Source organism: Pseudomonas sp. DR208 (assembly GCF_019823005.1).
In the GTDB taxonomy this organism is placed as follows: domain Bacteria; phylum Pseudomonadota; class Gammaproteobacteria; order Pseudomonadales; family Pseudomonadaceae; genus Aquipseudomonas; species Aquipseudomonas extremorientalis.
In genome coordinates this window covers 4,734,516-4,747,458 of record NZ_CP081944.1, presented here as the reverse complement: position 1 = coordinate 4,747,458, position 12,943 = coordinate 4,734,516, and the positions used below count along the sequence as shown (strand labels likewise).

Here is a 12,943-nt window from a genome sequence, read left to right as displayed (position 1 = left end):
GGTATGATGTGCGCCCCGCAGTCTGGATTGCGAATACGCCATGACCTTGCAGTACCCTACAATCGCCGATTGCGTCGGCAACACGCCCCTGGTCCGCTTGCAACGCATGGCGGGTGAAACCAGCAATACCCTGCTGCTCAAGCTCGAAGGGAACAATCCGGCCGGTTCCGTGAAGGACCGTCCGGCGCTGTCGATGATCACCCGCGCCGAGTTGCGCGGGCAGATCAAGCCCGGCGACACTCTGATCGAAGCCACCTCGGGTAACACCGGTATCGCCCTGGCCATGGCCGCCGCGATCAAGGGCTACAAGATGATCCTGATCATGCCCGACAACGGCAGTGCCGAGCGCAAGGCGGCGATGACTGCCTATGGCGCGCAGTTGGTGCTGGTTACCCAGGAAGAAGGCATGGAGGGCGCGCGCGACCTCGCCGAGCGCATGGCCGCCGAAGGCCGTGGCCTGGTGCTTGACCAGTTCGCCAATGGCGACAACCCCGAGGCGCACTACACCAGCACCGGCCCGGAAATCTGGCGCCAGACCCAGGGCACCATCACCCATTTCGTCAGCTCCATGGGCACCACCGGCACCATCATGGGCAACTCGCGCTACCTCAAGGAGCAGAACCCGGCGATCCAGATCGTTGGCCTGCAACCGATGGAAGGCGCGGCCATCCCGGGTATCCGCCGTTGGCCCGAAGAGTATCTGCCGAAGATCTACAACGCCACGCGCGTGGACCGCATCATCGACATGGCCCAGCGCGAGGCCGAAGACACCACTCGCCGCCTGGCCCGTGAAGAAGGCATCTTCTGCGGCGTATCCTCCGGCGGCGCCGTGGCCGGTATGTTGCGCCTGTCCAAGGAGGTGGAAAACGCGGTGATCGTCGCGATCATCTGTGACCGAGGCGACCGCTACCTGTCGACCGGCATCTTCGACGAACCCAACTGATGGCCAGGCACGAGAGAGGCCTGCGCTTCCAACCGACGGGCGGCAGCCGCGCCCCGCAGATTCCGGTGGGCAAGAAACAACGCCTGACCATCGAGCGCCTGGCCAATGACGGCCGTGGCATCGTGTTCTTCGAAGGGCGCACCTGGTTTGTGAACGGCGCGCTGGCCGGCGAAGAAGTCGAAGCGCGGGTGCTGGGTGCCCACGGCAAAATCGTCGAGGCGCGCACCGAGCGCGTCTTCAAGGCCAGCGAGCTGCGCCGCCCGGCGCCTTGTGCGCACGTCGGTCGTTGCGGCGGTTGCAGCGTGCAGCATTTGCCCCATGCCGAACAGCTTGCCCTGAAACAGCGCATGCTCGCCGAGCAACTGTCCCGCGTGGCGGGCGTGGAACCGCAAGAGTGGGCCGCACCGTTGAGCGGGCCGGAATTCGGCTACCGTCGCCGCGCCCGCGTGGCCGTGCGTTGGGATGCCAAGGCGAAACACCTGGACGTCGGTTTTCGCGCCGTGGCCAGCCAGGACATCGTCGCTATTGATGATTGCCCGGTGCTGGTACAGGCCTTGCAACCGATCATGCAGCGCCTGCCGAACATGCTGCGCCGCCTGAGCAAACCGCAGGCCCTGGGGCATGTGGAATTGTTCAGCGGCACGTCCATTGCGGTGTTGCTGCGGCATATGGCACCGCTGTCCGAAGCGGACCTGCAGGTATTGAACGAATTCTGCGCTTTCCATGAGGCCCAGTTGTGGCTGCAGGGCGAGGGCCAGCCGGCGCCGGTCGACACCGATGCTGTGTTGGGCTTTCCACTGGAACAGTGGAATCTGGAACTGGCTTACCGGCCAGGCGACTTTGTGCAGGTCAACGCCGGCGTCAATGCCGCGATGGTTGCCCAGGCCCTGGAATGGCTGGCGCCACAACCCGACGAACGGGTGTTGGACCTGTTTTGTGGCCTGGGCAATTTTGCTTTGCCACTGGCACGCCAGGTACGCGAAGTGGTGGCGGTGGAAGGTGTGCAGACCATGGTGGACCGGGCGGCCGTGAATGCTGTCAGCAACGATTTGCACAATGCGCAGTTTTTTCAAGCCGATTTGTCCCAGCCTTTGATTGACGCAGAATGGGCCAAACAGGGCTTTTCTGCGGTACTCTTGGACCCACCCCGTGACGGTGCCCTGGAGGTTGTGCGCAAGCTTGCGACCTTGGGTGCCAAGCGTCTGGTGTATGTGTCCTGCAACCCGGCCACGCTGGCGCGGGACACGGTTGAGTTGGTCAGGCAAGGCTACCGGCTAAAACGTGCCGGGATCCTCGACATGTTTCCGCAAACCGCGCATGTCGAGGCCATGGCGTTATTTGAAGCGGGCTAGGATGCCTGTTTAATCCGACTGGCCTGCGTTCTCCAGGGCCTCTGATCTGCCAGGGAGTCCGCAGTAAACGTCGGCGATGATTTTGGCGCATCGAAGGTGCGTCGTAGGGAAGGTAAGCAAGATGGTACAGGTGAGAGCACACCAGCCGATCAACACCGACGGCAGTATCAATCTCGAGGCATGGCTGGACCATGCCATCAGTGTCGATCCGGCACTGGACCGTGAAGCCTTGAAAGCAGCCTGCGAGTTCGCTCGTGAGTCTGAGCAGCAAGACAATGCGGCCAAGAACCTATGGGCCGAAGGCACTTCCAGCTTTCGCACCGGGTTGGAAATCGCTGAGATCCTCGCCGATCTCAAGCTGGACCAGGATTCGTTGATTGCCGCCGTGCTCTATCGCGGCGTGCGTGAAGGGCATATCCCGTTGCCCACCGTCAGCCAGCGTTTCGGCACCGTGGTGGCCAAGCTGATCGACGGCGTGCTGCGCATGGCGGCGATCAGTGCCAGCCTGAGCCCGCGCCAGTCCATGGTGCTGGGCACCCAGGGCCAGGTCGAGAACCTGCGCAAGATGCTGGTGGCGATGGTCGATGATGTGCGCGTCGCCCTGATCAAGCTGGCCGAGCGTACCTGCGCGATCCGTGCGGTGAAGACCGCCGACGACGAAAAACGCAACCGTGTTGCCCGCGAAGTCTTCGACATCTATGCGCCGTTGGCGCATCGCCTGGGCATCGGCCATATCAAGTGGGAGCTGGAGGACTTGTCCTTCCGCTACCTCGAACCCGATCAATACAAACAGATTGCCACGTTGCTGCATGAGCGGCGGCTGGACCGTGAGCGCTTCATTACCGATGTGATGAACCAGCTGCGCTCCGAGTTGCAGGCCACTGGCGTCGAAGCCGACATCAGCGGCCGCGCCAAACACATCTATTCCATCTGGCGCAAAATGCAGCGCAAGGGCCTGGCCTTCAGCCAGATCTACGACGTGCGTGCGGTGCGCGTGCTGGTGCCGGAAATGCGCGACTGCTACACCGCGCTGGGGATCGTCCACACCCTGTGGCGGCACATTCCCAAGGAGTTCGACGACTACATCGCCAACCCCAAGGAAAACGGCTATCGCTCGTTGCACACGGCGGTGATCGGCCCCGAGGGCAAGGTGCTGGAAGTGCAGATCCGCACCCACGCCATGCACGAAGAGGCGGAACTTGGGGTATGCGCGCACTGGCGCTACAAGGGCACCGACGTCAAGGCCGGGTCCAACCAGTACGAAGAGAAAATCTCCTGGCTGCGCCAGGTGTTGGAATGGCACGAAGAACTCGGCGACATCGGCGGCCTGGCCGAACAGCTGCGCGTGGATATCGAGCCGGACCGGGTCTACATCTTCACCCCAGACGGCCACGCCATCGACCTGCCCAAGGGTGCCACGCCGCTGGACTTCGCCTACCGCGTGCACACCGAGATCGGCCACAACTGCCGGGGCGCCAAGATCAACGGGCGCATTGTGCCGCTCAACTACAGCCTGCAGACCGGTGAACAGGTCGAGATCATCACCAGCAAGCACGGTACGCCGAGCCGCGACTGGCTGAACCCGAACCTGGGCTACATCACCACGTCGCGGGCGCGGGCGAAGATCGTCCACTGGTTCAAACTGCAGGCGCGCGACCAGAACGTCGCTGCCGGTAAAACCTTGCTCGAGCGCGAACTGGCACGCCTGGGCCTGCCTCAGGTGGACTTCGACAAGCTGGCCGAAAAGGCCAACATGAAGATCGCCGAAGACATGTTCGCCGCCCTCGGTGCCGGCGATCTGCGCCTGGCCCAACTGGTCAACCTGGCCCAGCAACTGGTCGAGCCGGAACGCGGCAGCGAACAGCTGGAACTGATCCCGCGCAAGGCCACCGGCTACAAGCCTGGCAAGCGTGGCGATATCCAGATCCAGGGCGTGGGCAACCTGATGACTCAAATCGCCGGCTGCTGCCAGCCGCTGCCGGGGGATGCCATCGTCGGCTATATCACCCAGGGCCGCGGTGTAAGCATTCACCGCCAGGATTGCGCCTCGGTGCTGCAACTGGGCGGGCGTGAGCCGGAGCGGATCATCCAGGTCAGCTGGGGGCCGGTGCCGGTGCTCACTTACCCGGTGGACATCGTCATCCGTGCCTACGACCGTTCCGGGTTGCTGCGTGATGTGTCGCAGGTGCTGCTCAATGAGCGGATCAACGTACTGGCGGTCAACACCCGCTCGAACAAAGAGGACAACACCGCGCTGATGTCCCTGACCATCGAGATTCCGGGGCTGGACGCACTGGGACGGTTGCTGGGGAGGATTTCCCAGTTGCCGAATATCATCGAGACGCGGCGTAACCGTACCCCATGATGTATACGCTCGAAGACCTGCTGCACCTGATGAGTCGCCTGCGGGACCCGCAATATGGGTGCCCGTGGGACATCAGGCAAACCTACGCCACCATCGTCCCGCACACGTTGGAAGAGGCCTACGAAGTCGCCGACGCCATCGAGCGCGGCGACTTCGATCATCTGCAAGGTGAGTTGGGCGACCTGCTGTTCCAGGTGGTGTACTACAGCCAGTTGGCGCGGGAAGAAGGGCGCTTCGAATTTGCCGGGGTGATCGACAGCATCACGCGCAAGCTGATCCGTCGCCATCCCCATGTGTTCCCCACCGGCGACCTGTATGCGCCGCTGGATATCCCGCAGTTGAGCGAAGAACAGGTCAAGGAACGCTGGGAGCAGATCAAGGCCGAGGAGCGCGCGCAGAAGTCCGACGCGCCGGAGCAGCTTTCCCTGCTGGACGATGTACCCACCGCGTTGCCGTCCCTTTCCCGTGCCGCCAAATTGCAGAAGCGCGCCAGCCAGGTCGGGTTCGACTGGCCCTGCGCCTTGCCGGTGGTGGATAACGTGCGCGAAGAGCTGGATGAAGTGCTCGAAGCCATGGCCGATAACGACCCGGCGGCGATTGCCGATGAGGTCGGCGACCTGCTGTTTGCGGCGGTCAACCTGGCCCGTCACCTCAAGGTCGACCCGGAAACCGCGCTACGGGGCGCCAATGCCAAGTTCGAACGACGCTTCCGATTTATCGAACAGGCATTGCGCGATACCCGCCGTCCCATAGAAGATTGCACCCTCGAAGAGTTGGACGCCCTGTGGGGCGAAGCCAAACGTCAGGAAAAGAATGTGTCCAGCTGCGGTTGAGCAGTTGCCTAAGTGAGTAAGCACCATGAGCCTTTCCCTTCGCGACCAGTTGCTCAAAGCAGGTCTGGTCAATCAAAAGCAGGCCAAGCAGGTCGGCAAAGAGAAACAGAAACAGCAGCGCCTGGTCCATAAAGGCCAGATCGAGGCCGACGACACCCAGGCCCGCCTGGCGGCCGAGGCGCACGCCGAGAAGGTCAAGCGCGACCAGGAGCTGAACCGCCAGCAGCAGGAAAAAGCCGAGGCCAAGGCCCGCACGGCCCAGGTCAAGCAACTGATCGAGACCTCGCGCCTGCCCAAGCTGACCACCGAGGACTACTACAACTTCGTGGACGACAAGAAGGTCAAGCGCCTGTCGGTCAACACGCTGATGCGCAACAAGCTGAGCAACGGCTCCCTGGCGATCGTGCACCACGGTGGCGGTTATGAGGTGATCCCGCGTGAAGCGGCGCTGAAGATCCAGGAGCGCGCACCGGAGCGTATCGTGCAGCTCAATATCCTTACCGAAAGCCAGGTGCCGGATGAAGATGATCCCTACGCCGCCTACCAGATCCCGGATGATCTGATGTGGTAAGGCTGCAAGCCTCAATTGTGGTGAGCAGGCTTGCCTGTGGTGAGCGGGCTTGCCCCGCGTTGGGCCGCGAAGCGGCCCCAAAACACAAACCCCGCTCAAAAGGCGGGGTTTGTGCTTTCAGCGCCGCGTGTTACCAGTCCACGGCATAACTCACGCTGAAGGTCCGACCTTCGGCATTCGGGTACGGTGCTCGCGCGTTGGCCTGGGCAAACATGTTCTGGTAATTGCGGTTGCTGAGGTTGTAGATCGCCCCCTCCATGCGACCCACAGGCAAGCGTACCGAACCCAGCAGGTCGACCAGGGTGTAGCCCTGGATATCGCGGCCGTTGTTGTCCTTGAACGCGGCGTCATAGTCGGCCAGGCGCATGGCTTGCAGGCGCAGGCTGTAGTCGTCGTGGTCATAGCCGACAAAGGCGGTGGTCTTGGCGGGGGAGATGCGCGTGGCCGGCAAGTCGATCCATTTGCCGTTTTGGCGGGTCTCGCCTTTGGCATATGCGTAAGTACCGCCGACCGACCACTGGTCAGTGACGTTGTACGTCAGGCTGGTTTCAATGCCGCGCACGCGTTCTTTCTGGTTGATCAGGCGCAGCACGCGATCATTGGCGTCATAGAACTGGGTGACATCCGAAGTGTTTTCATACGCCGTGACGTTGGCCAGCCATTTGTCCCAGTTGCCACGCCAGCCCAGCTCATAGCTGTCGACCTTGAGGGCTTGGGCATTGAGCTTCTGAATGTCGTACTGGCTGTTGACGTCCCGCAGGAAACGTTGGATGTCCGGCAGGGAAAAGCCCTGGCTGTAGTTGACGAATACATCCTGGTTTTCGCTCAGGTGATACACCGCCCCGAGGTTATAGAGGGTGTCGTCATATTTGAGGGTGCCGCCCGGCAGGGTAGCGCGGTTACCGGTCTGAACGATTTCGCCATAGGCAATGCTGTCGTCGATCCGGCTCTCGATCCACTCGCGGCGCACACCGCCACGCAAGGTCCAGTCGTCGATGTCGTAGGACAGTTGGCCAAAAATCGCCTTGGTGGTAGTGGTGATGTCCGGCCCCATCTCGAACGTGGTGCCGGTCTTGGTGTAGGTCAGGCCATTGACCCGGTACTGGTCGCCGCGCTGGCGTGAGGTTTCGTGATCATAGTCAGCGCCCCAGACCAGGTTGCCGGTCGCCGGGCCGATATCCGGCATTTGCGTGTCGATGGCTGCGCGCACGCCATAGACGTCCTGCACGCTGTTGTTGTCGGAAACCCCTGCGCGACCGCGGGACAGGTCCGGGAAAAACAGCGCGTCGGCCCGGCGCCAGTAGCTTTCGACCTGCAAGCCCTGTCCGAAGAACGCTTTGTCGGAGTAGTTGAGGTTGACCGCCTGGTTGTGTGTGAACGGTTGATCGTCCAGGTCCAGGCCTTTGACCGCAACGGCGGTGGTGGTGATGCGTGGGTTCTTGGTGTAACGGGTGTCCTGTTCGTCTTTGTAATCTTGCAGGGACAGGCTGATCTTCTTGTCGTCATCCAGCGTGTAGCCGAAGCGACCTTGCAGGTCGTAGGTCTGGGTATCCATGTTGCTGCCCTGGGACGTGTCCTGGGGAATGCGCTTGCCGTTGCCGTCGAACTGGTCGTTGCGCTGCACGCCGTTCGCCGATACGTACCAGTCCACCGGGCCGTTGCGCCCAGTAGCGCTTTGGAACGCCTCGTAGGCAAAGCCCTTGTGACTGAAGTTATTGCCGCTGGTCATGCCGATCTTGCTGCTGAAGGCGAGGTCTTCACCTTGGTTACGCTTGGTGATGATATTGATGATGCCGCCTGAGGCGCCCGCGCCATAAACGCTGCTCGCTCCGGAGATCACTTCGATGCGCTCGATGCTTTCCGGCGCAACGCTGTTGAGCTGGCGGAAGTTGTCGCGTGTGGCGTTCTGGGACACGCCGTCGATCAGGATCAGCGTATTGCGTCCGCGCAGGGTCTGGCCGAAGTTGCTCATGCCACCGCTGGAAGGGGCAATGCCTGGCACCAATTGCCCGAGAATATCCGCGACCCGGCGCCCTGCGGCTGTTTGCTGGCGGATCTGGGTTTCGTCGATGACCTGTACGGAGCCTGGAATCGCGGCAATGCTGGTTTCACTGCGCGTGGCCGAGACGACGGTGGCCTGCAATTGCAGGTTGGTGGGCTCGGCCTCGGACTGATCGGCCCAGGCCGGTGCGCTTATCGATCCCATCAGTGGCAGCAGCGCTGCCCATTGCGACTTTCTCATGATCTTGCCTTTCAATTATTAGACGTATTGACAGAAAAAACAGGCATAGCGGGTGTTCGGGTGAACGAGCGGATGATGCGGATACCCAGGGCGGCCAAGGCGTACGTGAGTGCAACCAGCCAGAAGCTGTGTGCCAGGCCTACCATCCCCATGCCGATACCACCCAGCAAGGCACCGCCTAGCGCTCCCGCCTTGGCGGCGCTGTTGCCGATGCCCAGGGCAAACCCCTGTTGGGCGGGCGCAACGGTATTGGCGATCAACGTATAGGCGACCGGCAGCAATGCGCCTTGCCACATGCCCCACAGCAGCCGGCTGGCGATGAAGCCCAGCCATTCGCTGGCCAGCGCCGTGCACGCCAGGGTCAAGGCGCAGGCCCAGGTGACCCATTCGATGATGCGCAGCGTGTGTGCAGGCGGGTGTCGGTCGAACAGGCGACCCCAGAGCGGTGCGGACAGGGCCAGGGTCAGTGCGCTGGCGGCATAGCTGGCACCGATCAACCAGCCTGGTGCATGCAGGACGTCCGCGACGTATAGGGCGTAAAACGGCTGGGGCATCATTTTGGCAGCCTGGATCAGTACGATGATCCCCAACATTGCGCCGAGCCAGCCTTTGGGCAGGGCGGTGGGCGTGGTGGCATGAGTCTTTCGCAGGCGCTGGGTGTCGCTGGGCAAGAACAGGCTGACCAGCGCGCATACCAGGCAGACGGCGGTAGCGCTGTAGCACAGCAGGGCGAATCCGGAGATATCCATCAGCCAGCCACCCAACACCGGACCGGCCAGCGAACCCACGGCGGTGGCGGATTGCAGGCGGGCCATTATGTGTCCGCGCCCACTGTCGCCGCAGCACGCCAGCGCATAGGCTTGGGCGGCCGCGATAAAACCCGCCAGTGCACCTTGTGCCACGCGGATCGCGACCAGCAGCCAGGGATCGAAGGTCAGGGCGGCCAGCGCCTGACAGGCCGCCAGCGCCAGCAGCGCCCGAATGATCATCGGCTTATGCCCGGTTCGGTCGCCCAGGCGACCCCACAGGGGCGTCAGGATCATCGCTGCCATCATCGGTCCGGCGTATACCAGCGACGACAGCAGGCCGGTGTAATGGGCGCCGGCATCGCCAAGCAGCCTCTGGATCTGCAAAGGCCAGAAGGGGCCGCTCATTTCCATGGCACCCATCGACACCAACTGGATGACCACCAACAAACGCAGTGCAGTGCTGTTAGCCGGCATGTGCGGCGCCGCTCAGCGGGTTCGGCAGGCGCCCGACGATATCGGCGTGACTGTCCAGCAGCCGCATCCGCATGAACGACTTGGCTGGCCACGGCTGCTCCAGCAGCGCTGCACGTTCGGTTTCCCAGCGTTGGGGAGCGACTTCGTTGCGCATGCGATCAAAGCACTGGCTGACTTGGGCCGCGAGTTCGTTCCACAGTTGTGCCTGGGGAATATCGAAGTAGCGGGCACTGAGCAGCACCAGCTCGCCCAGGTGGCACATGAATACCGTGTGCAGCAGCTTGTCACGGACAAAACCGGCATCGTCGTAAAGGGTCATCCCGGGGTCATGCAGTTCGACGTCCAGGCCGTGCGCATGCAAGGTCTGGCGGTCGATGCGAATATCGCCAAAATCACGCAACAGCAGGCGGCTCAACTGCCCGTCTGCGGCCATGACCATGAAGGCGTTCTGCTGATGGGCCTCGAACGCCACACCGTAGCGCAGGTACATCCCCAGCAGGGCCGGCACAGTGATCGCTGCATAGTCTCGAAAGAACGCGAGCATGGCCGGTGCATTGTCCTGGCCTTTACTCAAACGTACCCACTGTCTCAGCAAAGGCTGCCCGTGTTGGTCGATGGCAAACAGGCTACCTACCGGAACGGCCATTTCCCCCGGTTGTAGCAGGCTCTGGGGGTTGTCGCGGTAGAGCACGGCCAGGTGGCGGGCGTGTTCGTCATTTACCGGTTGGGGGTTGAAATGCACGCCGATCCGCTCGGGGACGATGTTCAGGATGTTCTGGATCGCGGGTTCGCGCGCGAGGATCGTTTGCAGCAAGTGACTGATCCGCGGCCCCATGCGCGCCGAGCGCGGCGATACCGTGCGCTGTACGCTGGTCAGGCGCAGTGAGACCGGGAGCTTGACCATGGGCGCGCCGTCCTGGCCATCAGGCAATACGGTCCGGAAGGACATGGTGGGGTGGGCGGTAAACGCGACGATGTCGGTCAGCACCAGCAGTCGGTCGCCGATTTCGTTGGCGAACAATTGAGGCAGTTCCCGTTGGGCTTGCCAAGGGTGCGCAGGCAGCGGCAGATACTCACTGGCTTCCAGGCCCTGGGCCGTCAGCGCTGCGGTCAATTGCTGTGCAGCACGTGGAAAGTGGGCTTGCCACCATTGCCAGTAATCAGCGGTATCGGCCAGCGTTTCCACGTGGGCGTACTGGTGGTGCAGCGCGCACAGCAACACCGGGAAGCGCGCTTCGAACTCCGGTGAGAAGTCGATGACCTGGTGGGTGTCCAGACCCAGTTTGGTTTTGTAGTTGGGGTGCCAGGGGTGGCCCAGCGTGCCCCACTGCTCAAGCACGGAAGTCGGGTTGGTAACGCTTGGCTCATCCTTGAGGTGACTCAGCAGGTTGTCCTGATGGGACGGGCCCATCGAGGCGTGCAGCCTCAGGCTCCATTGCTCGTGGAAGGCCAGGCAGAGCGTATCGTTGACAAAACTGTCGTCGATCTCGCTGTTCAGGCGGCTCAATACCTGCGGGGCGGCAGGTGTTTCGAGGGTGTCGTTGAGCAGCGTCAGCAACTGCGATGGGAATTGGATCTTCCGTGCGGCCTGTCCAGTTTGCACAAGCGTCACCGCGCCACGCAGGTCCCAGCTGGCCATGCGCCCGGCACGCAGGTGGTCGAAACGCAGGCAGGCGTGATCGGACAGCGGTAGGTGGTGGCGGCCTTGTTCGTCTTGGGTGAGTGTATCGGGTGCCAGCAGGCCTTCACGGAACAGGGCCTGGATCAGGCGTTGAAAGCTGCGTTCGGCGGCGGGTGCGAGGGTGTCGATCAGGGCTTCGAGGGTGACGTTGTGAGTCTGGAACTGGGGCGTAACCAGTGCTTCACCCCAGCGTTTGAGCAATTGTTGGTCTGGCGTATTGCTGCATCCGTTCGTCATGATGAATTCCGTTTTCATGGGCGTGCTGAAAGGTGGTGGATATTATCGAGAATCATTTCCAATTGTCTATTTACTGATACAATTTTACTGAATCGTTTATGCCCGCCGTGCAGTTTGCCAAAACGAAAAACCCCGCTCGAAGGCGGGGTCGTCGGGGGTAGGCCCTACAGCTGCGTGGGGCTGGGGCCTACGAGATTTCAGGTGTTCAGGAGCTTTGTGTCTGGCGTCTCATCTCAAGGGCTTCGAGCTCGTTTTTATAATTATGAGCGTCGCTCTCGTTGTGAAACATGCCGACCAACAGGTCTTGCTGGTGTACATCCCAGATGTGAATCCCATGGCCCAGTGCTTCGTGGGACATATGTTCGTCGTCGCGTTCAGTTACTTTTACAGTCATCTGCTTGCTCCAATCTCTGGTGGATCTGCGGCAAGTCGTCGCAGGCCTTTGTTATATGTTTTGTTAGCTTGCTAAGTAAACCGACTTTTCGCGCAACAAATCATTGCAGCAAACGCAACAGTGCTGCAGGCCGCGTAAACCGCGACATTGCGCCGCAGGGTGCTGAGTTTTATGACGAAAGTTTCATGTTCAAGTCAGGCATTGAACCCTTTGTTGGCCCGGCTATCGCCATCGGGGGCAAGCCCCCTCCCACATTTTGATCGGTGAACACAACCACGTGTGGGAGGGGGCTTGCCCCCGATAGCGGTAGAGGTTTGAACACCAAATCCATAGGCGAAAAAAAGCCCCGCATTCGCGAGGCTCGTTGTTCCAGCTACCGATCAGCTACCTTTGACAGCCTTACCGTCAACAGTGCCGTCCTGCAGCATGATGTTGTATTCCTTGCCATCGGTTTCTACCTGGCGCAGGGCAACCAGAATGCCGCCCTGGTCCTTGGCAAACCACATCTGGGTGATGCGCTTGCTTTGCGTCGGGTCACGCACGCGCTCGACCTTGATGGCGTCGATGGAGCCGACCTTGGTCTGGACTTTTTCCGGGCCGATCACGCGGAAGTCGTAGGTGTCGACGTCGGTGCCTTCAACCACGTTGTAGCTCATGCTTTTCTTGCCGGCGGCCACATCGCGTTGCAAGGCCAACTGGTAGGTCGACTTGTCGAGCATGCCACTTTGCAGGGGCACGTTGACCGGGTCTTTGTTTTCAAAGCCGGTGACTTTCTTGGCGGTCTGGTCGAAGTCCAGATTGATTTTCTTCGCCTTTCCCAGGCCGCCGCGTTCGAAGGTGTAGCTCTTCGGTTGCAGGGTGTCCTTGTCAAACAGGATCACGCTGGTTTCGGTGAGGCTGGCGATCATCATGGAAGCCTTGAAATTCAAGGTCCAGGAGCCGTCGCCGTTCTTGGCCAGGCTGCGTTCGGCCGAACCACTCATGGGCAACTGTTTCCAGTCGGCGGTGTAGCTGACGGAGAAGGGGTGAAGGTCTGCTGCTTGCACGGCTGGCAAGGCGAACAGCGCAAAAGCGAAGAGCAAGGCGCGACGCATAAAATCTC

Annotated in this window: 10 protein-coding genes; 5 read left to right on the top strand and 5 right to left on the bottom strand. The window is 61.5% G+C overall.

The features are described 5' to 3' along the window. The first annotated feature begins 40 nt into the window (after positions 1-40). The 5 genes from cysM to K5K89_RS21250 all read left to right on the top strand — a co-directional run bounded on the left by cysM (position 41) and on the right by K5K89_RS21250 (position 6,064). Positions 41-943, top strand: coding sequence for a cysteine synthase CysM (cysM, locus tag K5K89_RS21270; protein ID WP_058425337.1), 903 nt, complete (start codon positions 41-43; stop codon positions 941-943). Next, positions 943-2,295 (top strand): 23S rRNA (uracil(1939)-C(5))-methyltransferase RlmD, encoded by a 1,353-nt coding sequence (gene rlmD / locus K5K89_RS21265; protein WP_071491327.1) that lies wholly within the window; start codon positions 943-945, stop codon positions 2,293-2,295. Before cysM ends, rlmD begins: the two co-directional genes overlap by 1 nt. Positions 2,296-2,416: 121 nt before the next feature. Next, a complete protein-coding gene (gene relA, locus K5K89_RS21260) occupies positions 2,417-4,660 on the top strand; it encodes a GTP diphosphokinase (RefSeq protein ID WP_071491326.1) in 2,244 nt (747 codons plus the stop codon). Further along, on the top strand, positions 4,660-5,493 hold the full coding sequence (mazG, locus tag K5K89_RS21255; RefSeq protein ID WP_071491325.1) for a nucleoside triphosphate pyrophosphohydrolase: 834 nt from the start codon (positions 4,660-4,662) through the stop codon (positions 5,491-5,493). The genes relA and mazG overlap by 1 nt, the downstream gene beginning before the upstream one ends. 25 nt (positions 5,494-5,518) lie before the next feature. Continuing rightward, a complete protein-coding gene (locus K5K89_RS21250; RefSeq protein ID WP_028617375.1) occupies positions 5,519-6,064 on the top strand; it encodes a DUF2058 domain-containing protein in 546 nt (181 codons plus the stop codon). 130 nt (positions 6,065-6,194) lie between these two features. Here K5K89_RS21250 and K5K89_RS21245 read toward each other — a convergent pair whose 3' ends face one another. The 5 genes from K5K89_RS21245 to K5K89_RS21225 all read right to left on the bottom strand — a co-directional run bounded on the left by K5K89_RS21245 (position 6,195) and on the right by K5K89_RS21225 (position 12,935). Further along, positions 6,195-8,306, bottom strand: a complete 2,112-nt coding sequence (locus K5K89_RS21245; protein WP_222540206.1) for a TonB-dependent receptor — start codon at positions 8,304-8,306, stop codon at positions 6,195-6,197. A gap of 11 nt (positions 8,307-8,317) precedes the next feature. Continuing rightward, entirely contained in the window at positions 8,318-9,529 is a 1,212-nt protein-coding gene (locus K5K89_RS21240; RefSeq protein ID WP_092242935.1) for an MFS transporter, read from the bottom strand. Beyond that, entirely contained in the window at positions 9,519-11,447 is a 1,929-nt protein-coding gene (locus tag K5K89_RS21235; protein ID WP_222540205.1) for an IucA/IucC family protein, read from the bottom strand. The genes K5K89_RS21240 and K5K89_RS21235 overlap by 11 nt, the downstream gene beginning before the upstream one ends. Before the next feature lie 205 nt (positions 11,448-11,652). After that, positions 11,653-11,841, bottom strand: coding sequence for a hypothetical protein (locus K5K89_RS21230; protein ID WP_071491322.1), 189 nt, complete (start codon positions 11,839-11,841; stop codon positions 11,653-11,655). 380 nt (positions 11,842-12,221) lie between these two features. Then, complete coding sequence (locus K5K89_RS21225) at positions 12,222-12,935, bottom strand: DUF3108 domain-containing protein (RefSeq protein WP_058424959.1); 714 nt, start codon at positions 12,933-12,935, stop codon at positions 12,222-12,224. Between the last annotated feature and the right edge of the window lie 8 nt (positions 12,936-12,943).